Below are 15,485 nucleotides of genomic sequence, written 5' to 3'. Positions count from 1 at the left end.
GCGGGCATGCTTCAGCCTGTGCGTCTTCCCTTGCGCGCGCGCGGTACGCCTTCGGGCTCGCCCCAGATGAGCGAGGGCATGCCCTTGAGCGCCGCATCGACGCGCTCGCACCACGCGCGCCGCAAGTTGCGCGGATAGTCGTGATGCTGGTCCAGCGAGGTGAACCGGTCCACGCGATAGGTGTCGCGCTCGTAAGCCAGCAGATCGAGCGGATAGGCCACCGAGAGATTCGCGCGCAGGGTTGCATCCATCGAGAGCAACGCGCACTTGGCGGCTTCGTCGAGGGACAGCGCGCGCCGCGTGAACGCCCAGTCGAGCAGCGGACGGCCATGGCGCGACTCGCCGATCTGCAGATACGGCATCGCGGCCGACGCGCACACCGTGTTGCCGCTCGGATAGATCATGAAGAGCTGCGGGTCGGGTGGTGCGGCGGGCTCGCCGGCGGCGCGTGAACGGGCGGGCGGCGTCGCGGCATGCGTGCGGATCTGGCCGCCGAGAATGAAGCTGCAGTTGAAGTCGAGCTCGAACGCCTCCAGTGCCGACGTCTCGCGCCGATGCACGGCGCGCACGGCATCGGCGACCATGCCGGCAGCCGCGCGCAGCGTCGGCGCCGTCAACAGGGACGTGCTGCCGTTGTCGCAGGCGTCCTTCAGCAGGTCGACGACCGCCTGGGTCTGCGCCAGACTGCCCGCGCCGAGCAGCACCAGCACGCGCTCGCCGGGCGTTTCGAACACGGTCATCTTGCGCGCCTCGGCGACCTCCTCGACGCCCGCGCTGACGCGCGTGTCCGAGAGAAACACGAGGCCGTCGTCCACGCTGATCGCCACACAGTAGGTCATGAAATCTCCTTGAGGACGTTCACTGGAGATCGCCGCGCGTGCGGAACTCGAGGTAACGCAGCAGCGAGCCCACGGTGTGCATCAGTTCCGGCGTGAGCCGCGCGGGCGGCAACGCCTGCTCGGCCTGCCAGCCGCCGCCGGCGGCCAGGGCGCGGGCGAGTTCGATCCAGCGCGACAGTTCTGCCGGGACACCACGTACGTCCGCCGTCGCCTCGATGTTCCGCGAGGACGGCGAAGGCGAAGGCGACGCGGGCGCCTCGCCCTCATACGGATGCAGTGCGCCGAAGTGGCTGTCGTAGTGCATCGCGCCGTCGTCCAGGCTGGCTGTGCGCGAGTACTCGGACTTGCGCCCGCCCGAGCGCTCGGCGAACAGCGGCGCGCCGAACTCCGACAGACCGGGCATACCCATCGGATCGTCCGGGCCGCTGAGCAGCGTGCGGTTCACGCCGTCCTGCTGCGCGAACAGCAGCAGCGGGTCGGAAGGCAGATCCAGCAGGTCCGGCAGGGCCGTGCCGGTCAGGCTGGTCAGCGTGCTGTCCTTGGCCGTGGCATCGGTTTCCGCGGCGGGCGCAGCCGGCGCGAGATTCCAGTTGGCCGGGGCGGCGTCGCTGGCGAGCAGCGTGTACGGGCCCACGGCGATGCGATCGCCCGGCGCGATGCCCGCCCGTTCGCCCGCCGCGAGCGGCCGGTCGTTCAGCGCCACGCTCGCAGCGGGCCCCAGGTTCTCGATATGCCAGCCGTCGTCGTGATGCAGCACCGCGTGCCGCTCGATGACCCGCGAGGCTTCGTCGGGCAGGATCAGCAGGTTGCCGTCCGCCCGGCCGATGCCCGCGCCATCGGCGTCGCAGGTCGCGCTCAGGCGGGACGTCAGGATCTTGTTGTCGTACGCAATGGCGGTCAGTCTGAGAGGTCGCATGAGGGACTCGCTATCAGTGGTGCTGTGGTGCAAGGCGTTCACGACGGACATGCGAAGGCCTTCATCTGCGGCAGGAAGAACGGGTCGTATGCGCTGTTGCTGCGAATCGTCATCGACAGCTTGTGACCGTCCACCGTGAAGGTGGCGACAAAGCCGTCCGCGTTGCCGTTGGTCACGATGCTCGCCTGATCGAACAGGTGTTGCAGCGCCCACGGACCCTGCGCGCGGATGCCCGACGCGCCCGACGGCGTCACCACCTGCAGGCTGACCACTTCGCTGCGCGATCCGGGCCACTGCATGTTGACGGGGATCTGAGGGCCATGCGCGTAACGCATGCTCTGCCCGCCGACGTCGAGCACGAACTCCGTGATCGCGGGATCGAGGTCGAGCGGCGTGATCGAAAAGCCATACGACATCGAAGCCGCGTTGCCCGCGAAGAACACGTTGCGGATGATCGACGCATTGCGGAACGACGCCGCGAAGCCGCCGCCCGGATCGGAGTTGAACGACGCCGTGTCCGCGCTCGTCGTCATGCCGTGCGTCAGGTTCTTCTGATAGAAGTCGTCCATCAGTCCGCCTGGCGAGAACATCCGCGAAAAGTCGCTGCTCGCCACGTCATGGTTCGAATTGCGCGCGAACGGATAGCGTCCCGCGATGGTCTGCGCGCACACCGCGCCCACGCTGGAGTAGGCGCTCTTGCGCAGGTCGCGCTTCATCATGCCGTTGACCTGCGCCTCGCCGGTCTTTGAGACGTCGTTGACGATCCCCTGCATCTGCGACGGCATGCGTCCCGCCTCGGCCTTCAGCCGGTTGAACACATCGGTCTGGGGCGGCGGGTTGTTGCTGTCCACCGCGCCGTTCACCGACACCAGATACTGATACAGCCCGTCGATGGTCTTCAGCACGTCGTCGATCGGCGCCGGGCCCTTGTCGTTCACGTCGCCGGTGAGCACCAGATGCCTGAGCGACGCGAAATGATCGTCGACGATGCTCTCGGGCCGCTCGCCGGAACTCCTGCTCGTGGGCGACGATTCGTCGCCGAACATCTGCGCCAGCGACCTGCGCGCCTCGCCGATGCGCTCGGCAATGCGTCCGGTATCGCGCCGGACCTGCGCGCCGTGGCCGTCCAGCAGATCGGTCTGGCGGGCCACTGCCGTGAAGAACAGCTTGAGCGGCGAGTCGCGCGAGGACAGCGTGCGGGCAATCTGCATGCTCTGCACCAGCGACTGGCTCGGCACGACCTTGATGTCGCCGAGATAGTCGTCCCAGGTCTGGATGAAGTCGCCGAAGTACTGGCGCTTGACCGCGTCGATCAACTGGCGGCGCGAATCGCCGCTCTCCTGGCCGGCGGCGTCGGCGGGCACGCCGAGCACCCAGTGATCCTCGCGGCGCATCTGCTCGACCGCATCGTCGATGTCCTTGTTGATGTGCTCCCAGTAGCCGCTCGCGGTGAACAGCGCGGGCACGCCTTCGGTGATGGGCCGGCCGCTCTTGCGGGTCAGCACGAGGCTCGCTTCCGGACCGCCGGCGGAGGCGATCGAAATGGCCGGCGCCTTGATGGCGTCCATCTCCTTGCGGCGCAGGTAGTGGTAGGTGCGCTGCGCGAACGGCATTTGCAGCAGGCGGCTGCGCACGGTGCTCACGAGCGTGTTGTCGACCGGGAACGGCGAGGCGAGCGGTCCAAGTGCGACGAGATCCGCGAGCTGGCCGTCGATCAGCGAACGCGCCTCCTTCGTCGTGTTGCCCGGCAGCGCGCGGTTGACGTTCAGCTGCAGCCAGGCGGCGAGGAATTCGGGATCCCAGGTCTTCTGGTCGTAGAGCATCAGATAGGCCTTCAGCGCGTCATAGGTGAATTCCAGGTCGGCGGGCGGCGCGCCCGCGAGGATGTCGTGGATGCGCACCGAGACCACCGGCAGCAGCTTCTCCCGCAAGGTCTTCCGATAGAGATCGCCGGTTGCATCGACGATCTTGTCGCCCTGGTACAGCCCCATGCGGTGACTCAGCGTCGAAGGATTCTCGACGTCGATGGCCGGACTCTCCGGCAACGCGCGTTCCATTTCGAGCAGCGGCGCGAGCGCGGTGACATCGCCGGGGGGCACTTCCAGCGGCGCGCCGCTGTAGTGATCGAGATCGGCCGTGTGCCCGGCGACATCGCGCAGGAAGGTCCGGTTGGACAGATAACTGTTGGTCCAGAGCGCGGCCAGCACGGTCAGCGCCAGGCCGGTGGCGAGCAGCGCCCCGCCGTGCATCAGCATGCGCCTGACGGTCTGCGCGCGGTTCCGGCCGGCCCACGCGCTTTCCTCCAGCAACACGTCCGGCAGCAGCCGCGCGAGGAACGTGCTGCCGTGGCGCGGCGCCAGCGCCGGCATGGCCTGATCCGCCACCAGCCCCAGCCGTTCGCGCCGTTCGCCGAGCACCAGGTCGAGCGGCTTGCCGCCTTGCTGCGCGCTGGTGAAGTAGACGCCGCGTACCGCGAGATTCGTTTCGTATTTCGAGTGACGCGACAATTCCCCATACCACAACGCAAGCCGTGGCCTGAGCGCGGCGAACTGCTGCGGAAACAGATAGATGTCCTGGCGCCTGCGCACGTCGGGTTCGCGGGCGAGGGTATCGGCGAGGCCATCGTTCAGGCGGTCGACCAGCGCCGCGAGTCCGCTTTCGAAGGCGACGTCCGGCGCCGCGCCCGTATCGGCGGGACGCGTCCAGCCCCACACCTGCGCGCGCGCTTCGTTCGTCAAGGCGCCGAAGGTTTCGGCGAAGCCCGCGAGACGGTCCATCTTGGTCACGACCAGATACACCGGCAACACGATCCCGGCTTCTTCCTGCATGCGCTGGAGACGCGCGCGATGCCGGGCGATCAGCTCCAGACAGTGACGTTCGTCCGCGTGCATCAGGTCGTCCACGGGCAGCGCGAGGATCACACCATTGACCGGCTGATCCGCGCGATGCCGCCGCAGCAGACGCATCAGCGGGAAACGCTCGGCGGCGCCGTCGGCGGGCGCGAGGAAGCTGCCCGGCACGTCCACCAGCACGCAGCGGTTGCCGAACCACCACGAGCAGTCTTCGAGCGGCGAAGCCGGCCCGGACGACTTCGGCTGCGCCAGCCCGGCCTCACGGATGAACGAGGTCTTGCCCGCGCCGTCCGCACCGAGCAGCGCGTACCAGGGCAGCGCGTAGACGTAATGGCCGGTGAGCCGGTCGAGCCAGCCGCGCCACGGCTTGCCGCGCTCGTGCGTGCCGCGCCTGAGCACGGTGAGGGCGTCGCGCAGCCGCTTTTCGGTCTCGCCGAGCGGCACGCGCCGTTGCCGCACCACTTCGGCGCGTTCGACCCAGCGCGTGCGCGTGCGTCCGCAGGCCCGCGCGAGGGCGACGATCCAGCCGAGCCGCCAGCACAGCCAGATGGCCCAGATCAGCAGCACGGCGGCGATCAGCCACTCGCGGGCCTCGGGCGTCTCGAACGGATGCGCATTGCCGATGGCGATGAGCGAGAAGTCGTTCCAGATGAGCCAGACGACGATCAACACCAGAATCGTCACCGCCATTTCGCGGCTGAACAGCGCGTTCCTGATTCGTTGGAAAAAGCTCATTGCGCGGCTCCCTGGGGTGTGCTGTCCTGCGTGTTTCGCGGATCGCCGCCCGGTGTGTCGCCGACCTGTGAGGATGCTGCACGCATCAGCACGATCTCCACGCGGCGGTTACGCGACCGGCCGCTTGCCGTGTCGTTCGACGCGATCGGATTCGCGTCGCCGAGCCCCGCCGCCGTGATATGCCGGGTCGCCGACAAACCGTTCACCAGCAGCATCTGTTCGACGCGCCGGGCGCGCGCCAGCGAGAGCGCGTCGTTCGACGGAAATTCCTGCGTGTGCATGGGCTGGTCGTCGGTGAAGCCGTTGACGACGATGTCGCCGGGCAACTGGTTCAGCGCCCCTGCGATGCTCGCCAGCACCGGCCGGTACGCGTCCTTCTCGTTGGCCGAACCCGACGCGAACAGGCCGTCGCCGTGAATCGTCACGATGCTGCGGTCGGGCAGATCCTTGACCTCGATCAGCCCGAGGCGGCACAGGCCCTGCAGCAGGCTCGCCGCCGTCGGCGCCTTGGCGCTCGGCGCGGCGATGTCCGGCAGCCGCGCATGGCGGATCGCGGCCGCGACGACGTCGCCGCGACGATCGGCGGAACTCTTGAACGCCGTGTACATGCCGCCCGTCGCCAGCATCGCGCCGATCAGCCAGACCCACACCGGCACGCGGCCGTGCCGTCCGGTCGCGATGCGCTTGTCCGGCAGCGCATGCTGCGACAGCAGCGCGCCGTACTCGCCGCGTTGCGTGCGCAGGATCCGCAACAGCCGCTGACGGATGCCGTCGAGCTGGCTTTCTCCCTGGTCGAGCACGCGGTAACGGCCTTCGAAGCCCAGTTGCAGGCAGTAATACTGCAACTCGATCAGGTCGAGATGCGCGCCCGGGTTCTGGCACAGCCGCGCCAGCAACTGGAAGAACTTCTCGCCGCCCCAGGTTTCGCTGTGGAAGGTGACGAGCAGGCTGTGCGTGGACCAGCGCCCTTCGCCGCCCCACCGGGTCAGCGCGATCGCCTCGTCGAGCACGGTGCAGAGGCAATAGCGCGCGCCGATGATCGTCTCGACGGGAATGCCCAGCAGCGTCGCGCGTTCCTGGAACGCATGCATCTCGCTGACGAGATAGGTGCGCAAGGCCTCGAGCTCGACAGGCCCGCCGATGCGGATCTGGATAGCCGTATCGAGCAGGCTGTTTGCGGTTGCGAGCAGCGGGGTGCCGCCGCGTGCCGGGGCTTCCGGCGACGCAACCGTATCCGGAGGCGTCAGTGCCATTGCTTCTGCCATAGCGTCTTGAAGTCGGTGAAGAGTGGATCGGGGCGGCGCGCCGGGCTAGCGGTCCTGACTGCGGATCGCCCAGCATTCCATCGAGAGTCCGGGCAGGTCGCCCGCGACATGCAGCGCGAGCCCGCCTGACTTTTCGAGCTGGCCCCACAGTTCCGAGCTGGAGTCCAGTTCGAAGTAGTGGTGATCGACGTGATAGGGAATCTGGCGCGGCGCGACCGGCAGCGCGCGCAGTCCGATACCAGGCAGTTGCAGATGCACGAGATTGTGCAGATGCTCGACCGGCCCGATCTTCACCTGCGCCGGATAGCGCGTCTGCACCGCTTCGGCGGGCAGGTCCGCGCGCACTGCGAGCACGAAGGCGGCGCGGCGCAGCAGCTCGGGCGTCGGGATGCGGGCCACCCAGACGCGTTGCGCGCGCTCCTGCAACTCGATGGCCACCGCGCTCTGTTCCATCACGCTCGACAGCGAACGCCGCAGTTCGAGCATCAGCGGGCCGAACGAGCTTTGCAGGTCGTCGTGGCGATACACCGGCCACACCACCGGGCGCCGCGTCGGGCTGGTAAAGGTGCTGAGATCGCAGGCGAGCCTGAGCCAGTCGCGAAACAGGATTTCCGGATGCTGCATGCCGGCCTGCTGCACGTGCCAGGTTTCGGATTGCGCGCGGTTCACGAGGCCGAGCAGCAGGAAGTCCGCCACTTCGCCGACGCTGCCGCGCCCGGAACGCTTGAGGCGCTGTTCGAGCAGCGCGCCGCGCTGTTCGAGCAGGCCATGCAGTTCGCGCACGAGGCCGGTCAGGACCGGATGGCGGATCGCGGACAGCATCGGCGCGATGTAGTCCGGGTCGAGCGAAACGTGGTTGTCCGGGTGGCGCTCGCGCACCCGCACCACGCCGATGCCCTGCCAGTCCGCGCCGAGTTCCGACTCGGGCATCAGGCGCAGGCGCATCTTGCCGAGCTGCACGGCCGCCGGTCCGAGCGAGACCGCGACGTTGTCCGCCAGCTCGGTGTTCTGCGCGACATAGCGTGCGAGCGAGCCCTGGCTGTCCTCGTAGATCACGTCCACGGCGCCATGCTGGCGCAGCGGCGCGGCAAGCACGATGCGCTGGTCGCGCAGCGTGGCGGGAATGTCGAGCGGCGCGGGCGCGTCCTCGCCGCTGTGGAACGAGAACGGCGTGCCGTCAGGCAACACGCCGCGCGCCGACAACAACGCGATCTTGCCGATCTTGAGCGCGCCGTGATCGAGTTCGAGATCGGCGAGACCCCAGAAGAAGGGCGACGCGCCGGCCGCGCTGCGGTGCTGCACGTAGTGCTCGACGTAGCGTTCGAGTTGCTGGAAGTGCTGGGGCCGCAGATACATGCCTTCGGACCACACGACCTTGCTGTGATCGATCCATGATTCGCGCGCCCGGATAGTGTTGTTCATAATGTCTTCAACGTTTGTCGAGCGTGACCGTCACGCTCTGACGGGTGATTTCCACGGCGATCTTTTCGGTGCGGGGCGAGAACTGCCACACCTTGTAGAGGTTGGTGCTCTTCGGCGGCGCGAGCGCCACGGTCTGTTTCCACAGACGCTTGTCGATCAGCCGATACCCCGCGACAATGCCCAGTTGCGTGGCGAGCGCGCCGCCCGGGCGGCGGAGCGTCCTGGTTTCGCCCGGCTGCATGATGAGTTGCTGCGTGAAGACGAGGTCCTCGCCGAGCGCGTCCTTGGCGCGGTCCTGAAGCGTCGGGAAGCTGGCCGCTTCGAAGGCCCCGGTCGACTTGAGTTCGTAGAGGCCGACGAGAATCGGCGACGGCTTGCCGGTCACGCCGAGATTGGCGTCGTCGGCGACGTGCAGCGTGATCTCGTACGGCACGTCCATGTCGCGCTGGGTGGACGCGCATCCGCACATCGCGATGGCCGCGACGACGCAGACCGCACGGTGTGCGAATCGGTTCTTCATGGATGCTCCCGGGTCACGACGCCATGTTCAGCACTTTGGTCTGGCTGGGCGAACTGCCGGTGCCCGTGGTGTTGGCGTTGTTCTGCAAGGTGGGATCGGTCATGCGCGTGGTCGGCATGCCTTGCAGCAAGACCGTGTTCGCGCCGCGCGAATTGCGCGATGAAGCGGAGACCGAGCCCGACGCCACACCGCCCTGCGCGCCGCCCTGATCGCCGTTGGACGCCGGAATCGTGGTGCCCATGTTGTGCGCGAAGCCGCCGCCGACCATCACGTTCGTCACGTTGGGCTGTGCGGACGCGCGCTGCGAGTTGTTGTCGTAGCCCGCCGGCGTGCCGACCGGCGGCGTCTTGTTGACCGACACCGAGTCGTTGCCGCCGCCCGCGCTTGAATTCACCATCACCATGTGGGTTCTCCTGGGTTCAACCGAGATGGATCTGTTCGCCGTCGATCTTCGACAGATGTTCGGCGCTCAGCAGCACGTTGCGGCTGTGCAGCCGCATGAGCTCCGTGCTTTCGTGATCGATCTGCGCGGCGCGCACGTGATCCACTGTTTCGCAGGTGCGAAAGCTCTGCTTGCAGACCTGCACGATGTGATCGGCCAGCGTTTCCAGCGAGCGCGTCACGCTGCGCCACGTCTGCGCGCTCGCCTGCGCCACCGTCGCGCGCAGCGACAGCGTCTGCGTATGCAGCTCGGCGCGCGCGCTATCGAGCGTCATGTGGTCGGCGTGAATGGCGCAGCGCTGTGCCGCGTCGAGTTCGATATCGCGCGCGCTCGACAGCCGCAGGCCGCCCTCGGCCTCGACGATCATCGGGCGGGCCATGCGCAGCGTTGCGGGCGCGTCGCCGGGCCGCTCGATGATGGCGATCACGAAATGCCCGTGCGTGCGTTCGCGCGTGACCAGCACGGTGTCGCCGCAAGCCGGCGCGAGCAGGCAGCTGAACGCGGGCTGGCAGGCGATCACTTCGCCGTCGAGCGCGACGCCTACGGTCGCCCCGTCGTCGTCGAGCTGCTGGACACGGCCGATGCGCGGCCACTGGGCTTCGATGTGCTGCTGGGTCAACAGGTTGGCAGGATTGCTCATTGAGTGGTTCTCCGGTTATCAGGCGGCGGGCGTCCGGCTGGCGCGCCGGGACGACCATTGTTCGGCTGCGTACAGCTCTTCGTCGGCGTCGCGGGCGCCTTCCTTGTCCGACCAGGGCCGTTCTTCCGACTCCGCGCGATGGAACAGCGTGCGCTCGAAGCTGGCGTCGTCGAAGCGGGCGTCGTGCAGCGTCGCGCCCGTGAAATCCACGGCTTCGAGACGGGCTGCGTCGAAGCGGGCCGCGCGCCCTTGCGCCTTGTGAAACTGGCTGCCGCGCAGCTGCGCGCGCGAGAAGTCGGCGTGATCGATGCGCGCCTCGCTCCAGATCGTGCCGGGCATGTCGGCGTCGCGGCACTGGATGCGCTCGGCCCGGGCGCGATAGAAGCAGGCCGAGGCTGCGCGCGCGCCGTCGAAGCGCGCGCCTGCCAGCAGCGAGCCGGGGAAACCGGTGTGCGGCAGATGCGCGTTCTCGAAGCAGACCTCGCTCATGTCGCATTCGATGAACTGGCAACGCAGCAGCGTCTGGCCGCTCAAGGCCTGGCCGCTCAGGTTGCATTCCGCGAAGATGGCGTTGTCGAACGACGCTTCGCGGAACGGCGTCTGGCGCAGGTCGACGCGATGAAAGAACACCTTGTGCAACGTGCAGGCGTTGAAACTCGCGCCCGCCACGTTGGTTTCGTCGAAGAAACTGAGCGCGAGGCGCGCATGATCGAAGACGCTGCCCGCGAGATCGCCCTTCAGGACATTCAGGCTGTCGAGTGCGGCCCGTGTGAAGCGCGCGTGCGGCGCGCGGCAATCGACAAAGCTGACGCTCTGCAGGGTCGAGGCGGACCAGTCGGCCTGCTCCATGTCGCAATTCAGGAACTGACTGCCCGTCACGCGCGCATCGGCCAGCACCGCGTGTCCGAAGCGGCAGTGATCGAACACGCAATCGGCGAACCGTGCGCCCGTCAGGTTCGCGGCGCGAAAATCCACCCGCTCGAAGACGCCGCCCGCGCAATCCATGCCTTGCAACGCAGCGCCTTCGAGCGACAACGCCCTCACCGGCATGCCGTCGCGCACCTGCTGTTCAAGGCCGAGCCGATCCATCATGCAGCCTCCGGACGCGCGCGCGGACACCAGATGACCCGCTCCTGATAGGCGTCGTCGAGACGCGTGGTGTCGTCGATCAACACGTCGCCCAGATTGGCGCGGAACAGATTGGCTTCGCGCAGATCCGCGCCGCGCAGATCGGCGGCGCGCAGCAGGGCCTCGATCAGATCGGCGCCTTGCAGGCTCGCCAGACGCAGGTCGGCACGGACCAGATAGCCGCGCTCGAAGCGGGCGTCGAGGAACGTGCAGGCTTGCAGGTCGGCGCTCGAGAAATCGCTGTTGGCAATGCGGGCGCGCGTGAAGTCGCTGCGGGCGAGATCGGCCGCGTGCAGGTTCACTTCGACCAGTTCTGCATCGGCGAAGGTGCTCGCGTGCAGCGCGCCGCACTGGAGGAAGCACGCCTTGTGCAGGCGCGCGCCGTTGAAGCACAGGCGCTGTTCGACCGGAGATTCCGTCAGGCCGAGACCGATGATGTCCGCCCCGCTGAAGTCGAGCGTCTGCGACGGACAGCGGAACAACACGAACTTGCGGATGACCGCGCGGCTGAAATTGGCCTGGCCGATCTCCTGATCCATCATGACGACGTCGCTGATGCGCGCGTCACAAAAGACGCTCGTGCCGAACCGTCCCTTGCTGAACTGCGTGCGGTCGAGCGTCGCGCCCGAGAAATCGCATTGTTCGAGATTGCCTTGTTCGATCACGCTTCGCCGCAGGCAGGCCTCGCGGAAATCGGCGGACTCGGCTTCGACGAGCGAGAGATTGGCTTCGCTCAGGTCGGCGTTGGAGAGGCGCGTGCCGCGCAACGTTGCGCGCACCAGATTGGCCTCCTTCAGACAGGCGCCGATGAAGATCGCGCCGCTCAGGTCAGCGCCTTCGAGGCTGGAGCGCGAGAGATCGACACCGGAGAGATCGAGGTCCGACAGGTCCGCTCCGGCGAGATCGGCTTCGATCAGGGATCTGCCTTGCGCAAGCGCCTGCGTCACCCAGGCGCGCCTGCTGGCCGCGTGGGCCGTCTGACCCGCGTCGGGCTGCGACGGCGCGGGCCGGAAGTGCGCGGACTTCAGTTGCGTCGTGCGGCGCATGGCGAGCAGCGACGGATCGATGACCGCTCCCGGCAACTCCGGCAGCGCCGGAGGCGACGCGGGCTCGGCGGCAGCGGGCGGACGCAGGTCCGCGAGGATCTGATCGGCGCGCTTGCGCAGGTCGGCGGTTCTGCGTTCCGCGTCTTTCTCGGTCTGCTCGACGTATTCGACCAGCTGCTCGGGACGCGAGGGCATGGGCGTCGCGGGCGGAGCCGCCGGCGCGCCGAGCGCCTGCGATTCGCGCTCGAGACGGTTGAGGAACTGGCGGGCCATCGCGTTCGGTTCGCCCGGCGTCCAGGCCGAGTCGCCGCTCGCGGCAAGGTCTTCCGGGAACAGATCGCCGTCGCGCATCGCGTACAGCACGCCGCGCCGCGGATCGAGCCGGCGCGCGTGGATGTCTTCATAGTGCGCGACGGGACGCGGCTGGCCGGCGGTCTCCGCGGCCAGCATCAGGCAGGCGATATCGCTGGCATCGAAGGTGCGGATGGCCATCACGCCGTGATAGATCATCACGACCTTCTCAATGTGCGGCAGGAACCAGAGCGTCGTGAGCCGCAGCGGAATCTCGCGGCCCGGAGCGGTGTTCGTGTGCCAGGCGAAGGCGCGCATGTGCAGCGCCGGCAGCCGGCCCGCGATGCGCGCGCGCTCGGGATGCAGGTTGACGAGTTCATAGTCGCACCCGGCGGGCAGCGCGCTCAGGTCGGGGAACTGCTGGTCGGCGGGCGCGATGTTGAAGTACGCGGCATCCATGGTGCGCGGATAGCCCGGAAAATCTTCTTCGATGTAGGTATCGTCGACTTCGCCGTACAGCGCGCGACGCTGCGGCCAGGAAGAGGGCACCGGTGCGAAGCTGGCGCTGCGCACCGGTGCGTCCGATGACGTCATGAGGTCATCGATGTATTCGAGGTTCGGCAGCTTGCGTGACGAAGCTTGTGCCTGGGTCTCGGTCTCATGGCCGAGGCCGAGTGGATTCTGCGGATAGGCCGGGCCGCCATACGCCATCGTCCAGTCGAGCGGCATGCGCTCGAACGGGGCAGCCGGCCGGGGCCGGCCGTCCTGCCAGACGCGGTCGCCGGTGACACGTACCCGCTTGTTGCTCTGCGCGACCCGCAGAGCCACCTCACAGGCGTGCTGCTTGTCGCAATGCGTGCCGTAGGCCCAGGCGGTCGCCAGATACTCGGGATGCCGTTTGGGCAAGCCGAGATCCAGCGTCTGGCCGGCCAGTTCAGCACCGACCGTATTCCACAGCGTCTGCTCTCCGAGGACGCGCGGGGCGTCGCCCAGCGTTGCCATGCAGGCCACCGCAACGCCCAGCAGTTCATTGCCCTGATGACGGTAAGGGCGCGTAAGCACCGTCAGCCGGGTTGGTTTCATGATCTTCATTGCGCGTCTTCTTTCAAGGTAATGCCAGTGTCGGAACTTCATGTCGTAACCGGCGGTACGCATCGACGACCCAGTGCTCGATATCGATGAGCCAAGGGTCGAGATGGACGAGCCGGTCGCCTTGAATTCGGCCCCCTTGGTCTCGAAGGAGGAGGCCCGGGCCGCGACTTCGACGCCCCGGATGCTGACGTTGACAGCGTGAAACTGTTCACGCGTCCCGGCGATGATGTCGAGCTTGTTCCCGATGCTGAGGCGGTTCTCGACGCCAGTGATGACGTTGTTGGCGACCCCGAAGGTCAGGGAGGTCGAGTGCTTCGTTTCCTGTCATGGAACGGAAACTGAGTGTGCCGGGCTCAAATGCTTGGCTGCAGGCCATCACAATCTGGGTCATGTCGCTCTTTGATAATCGGATAGTTAGTCAAACAAACGTGTTGCGAAACTTTGTCATCCTGACGGGATTACGCACACTGCATTGTGTTATTCCCGAACGCTGTCGGCCGACTGCCTGGGTCGAGCTCTGGTGACGGAACTTTCAAAACGGTTCGCATGGTTGCTGCGATCTTCACGCCCGGCATGCGCGTATGCCCGGGATGCCGGGGGACGAACTTCTGGTCGCATCGACGCGACAAGGGTGCATCCGCAGCATCATCCAGGTGAGTTTCATGACCTTCATTGCGCGTCTTCTTTCCTGGTCGGACCGGCTTCAAAACTTGACCTCGTAACCGACGGTCTGAACCGACGATCCCGTAGTCGACACCTCTGATCCGACGGTCGAGATGGACGAGCCGGTCGACGTGACCTCGCTTCCCGTGTTTTCGACGACGGAGCCGGTATTCGACACCTCGGCTCCCTTTGCACTGACGTCGAGCGTGTGGAGTTCTTCGAGCGTCCCGCCGATGACATCGAGCTTGTTTCCGATGTTGAGGCGGTTCTCAGCGCCACCGATGACGTCGTTGACGATGCCGAGCACGAGGGACGACGACTCGCCCGCGATGAGCGTGTTTTCATTTCCGTTCACCGTCAGGTTGAATGCGTGGCCATCGAGCTGCGGGGTGAAAAAGTCCTGCAGGACGGCCGGGACCTGTTGCAGCAGTTGTCCGACCGGACCCGAAGGTGCGGTCGATTGCTGCATCTCGCTGCGGGCATGGGCTTTCTTGCCGCGCTTGCCTCGTCGTGCGGCCATCGCCTGCTGCAATTGACCGGCTGAGCCTGCGCCGGCTTGCTGCTGTAACAGACGTTGCGCGCCCGAGGGCGGCGGCGAAGTCGAACTGTCGCCCGAAGCGAGCGGCAAGCCCACTTCGATCGTGTGCGAACCCGCCGTGGCGTGCGTGGTGTTCGCTTCCACCGACGTGTCGTAATTGCGCTCGGCGTGCAGCTTGATCTGCTCCGAACCCTGCTTGTCCTCGAAGCGGAACATGTTGGCGTTGCTGCTGTTGCCGTTGGGCGTGCGCGTGAGAAAGCCGCTTTGCGTGGCCGAGTCGGGCAGGTTGAACGGCGGCATCTGCGAGGCGTTGTAGACGCGCCCGGTGATGAGCGGCCGATCGATGTTGCCGTTCATGAAATCCACCACCACTTCCTGACCGATACGCGGGATGTAGATGCCGCCATAATTCGAACCGGCCCAGGCATCGGAGACGCGTACCCAGCACGAACTGTTCTCGTCGCTCTTGCCGTAGCGGTCCCAGCGGAATTGCAGCTTCACGCGGCCGTGCTGGTCGGTCCAGATGGTCTCGCCTGCCGGGCCAACGACCACCGCTGTCTGCGGTCCTGTCGCTTTCGGCAGCGGCGTGATGGAAGGCGCGCGCCAGGGCAGTGAAGTCGGCTGCGCGAGAAACTCCGTGTCGTAACGCGCCGTGCTGCTGCCGCTGGCATCGCCGCCGCTTTGAAACTGATAACTTGCGCCGACGATCAGGTACTCGCGGTTGTCAGCCGTTCGGGGACATCCTGTGAGCGTGAACAGATAACCGGGCGCGAAAGCGCGAATGGTGGTGTGACCATGAGCGCTTTCACTCCCAGTCTGTTCCTCTTCGAGACGTACGCGCGAATAGTGATTGCCCTCGTCGCCATTGACATAGCCGAGCTGCCAGTTGTACTTCTCATAAGAGCCGTGTTCATCGCTGAGCGGATTGGCCTGCTGGCTTTGCAGGTCCGCCTTGGGCTTGCGGAAATCATAGTCATCGACGACGTAGCGGCCCGTAGTGACATTGTCCTCGGTGTGCCAGCGATCGACGCCTTCGGTCTCGGGCAGCGCAATCTGATCGGGCGCGAGATAAGGGAGCGAGGCGTAATCGGGCAGG

General features: G+C 66.8%; 11 protein-coding genes. All 11 read right to left on the bottom strand.

Going from position 1 to position 15,485, the window contains the following annotated elements:
* Nucleotides 1–11 precede the first annotated feature (11 nt).
* Nucleotides 12–839, bottom strand: coding sequence for a peptidase (locus QCE62_RS19485; protein ID WP_309921929.1), 828 nt, complete (start codon nt 837–839; stop codon nt 12–14).
* Between the two features lie 19 nt (nt 840–858).
* The gene (locus QCE62_RS19480) at nt 859–1,755 is read right to left on the bottom strand and encodes an FHA domain-containing protein (RefSeq protein ID WP_309921927.1); all 897 of its coding nucleotides are present in this window, start codon (nt 1,753–1,755) and stop codon (nt 859–861) included.
* Between the two features lie 38 nt (nt 1,756–1,793).
* Nucleotides 1,794–5,342: a type VI secretion system membrane subunit TssM gene (tssM, locus tag QCE62_RS19475; protein WP_309921923.1), complete on the bottom strand. Its 3,549-nt coding sequence runs from the start codon at nt 5,340–5,342 to the stop codon at nt 1,794–1,796.
* Nucleotides 5,339–6,595: a type IVB secretion system protein IcmH/DotU gene (gene icmH / locus QCE62_RS19470; RefSeq protein WP_309921920.1), complete on the bottom strand. Its 1,257-nt coding sequence runs from the start codon at nt 6,593–6,595 to the stop codon at nt 5,339–5,341. The genes tssM and icmH overlap by 4 nt, the downstream gene beginning before the upstream one ends.
* Nucleotides 6,596–6,652: 57 nt before the next feature.
* On the bottom strand, nt 6,653–8,029 hold the full coding sequence (gene tssK / locus QCE62_RS19465; protein ID WP_309921916.1) for a type VI secretion system baseplate subunit TssK: 1,377 nt from the start codon (nt 8,027–8,029) through the stop codon (nt 6,653–6,655).
* A 7-nt stretch (nt 8,030–8,036) separates the two neighbouring features.
* Nucleotides 8,037–8,549, bottom strand: coding sequence for a type VI secretion system lipoprotein TssJ (gene tssJ / locus QCE62_RS19460; protein ID WP_309921914.1), 513 nt, complete (start codon nt 8,547–8,549; stop codon nt 8,037–8,039).
* Nucleotides 8,550–8,562: 13 nt separating this feature from the next.
* A complete protein-coding gene (locus QCE62_RS19455; RefSeq protein ID WP_309921911.1) occupies nt 8,563–8,952 on the bottom strand; it encodes a PAAR-like domain-containing protein in 390 nt (129 codons plus the stop codon).
* A 16-nt stretch (nt 8,953–8,968) separates the two neighbouring features.
* Entirely contained in the window at nt 8,969–9,631 is a 663-nt protein-coding gene (locus tag QCE62_RS19450; protein WP_309921909.1) for a DUF3540 domain-containing protein, read from the bottom strand.
* Nucleotides 9,632–9,649: 18 nt separating this feature from the next.
* Entirely contained in the window at nt 9,650–10,723 is a 1,074-nt protein-coding gene (locus QCE62_RS19445; RefSeq protein ID WP_309921906.1) for a pentapeptide repeat-containing protein, read from the bottom strand.
* Nucleotides 10,720–13,188 (bottom strand): DUF2169 domain-containing protein, encoded by a 2,469-nt coding sequence (locus tag QCE62_RS19440; RefSeq protein ID WP_309921903.1) that lies wholly within the window; start codon nt 13,186–13,188, stop codon nt 10,720–10,722. Before QCE62_RS19440 ends, QCE62_RS19445 begins: the two co-directional genes overlap by 4 nt.
* Nucleotides 13,189–13,891: 703 nt before the next feature.
* The coding region (gene tssI, locus QCE62_RS19435; protein ID WP_309921900.1) for a type VI secretion system tip protein TssI/VgrG at nt 13,892–15,485 on the bottom strand (1,594 nt) is incomplete at its 5' end.

This window comes from Caballeronia sp. LZ033 (assembly GCF_031451265.1).
Classification (GTDB): domain Bacteria; phylum Pseudomonadota; class Gammaproteobacteria; order Burkholderiales; family Burkholderiaceae; genus Caballeronia.
The sequence above is the reverse complement of the archived record's forward strand: the minus strand, read 5'-3'. Positions and strand labels throughout refer to the sequence as shown.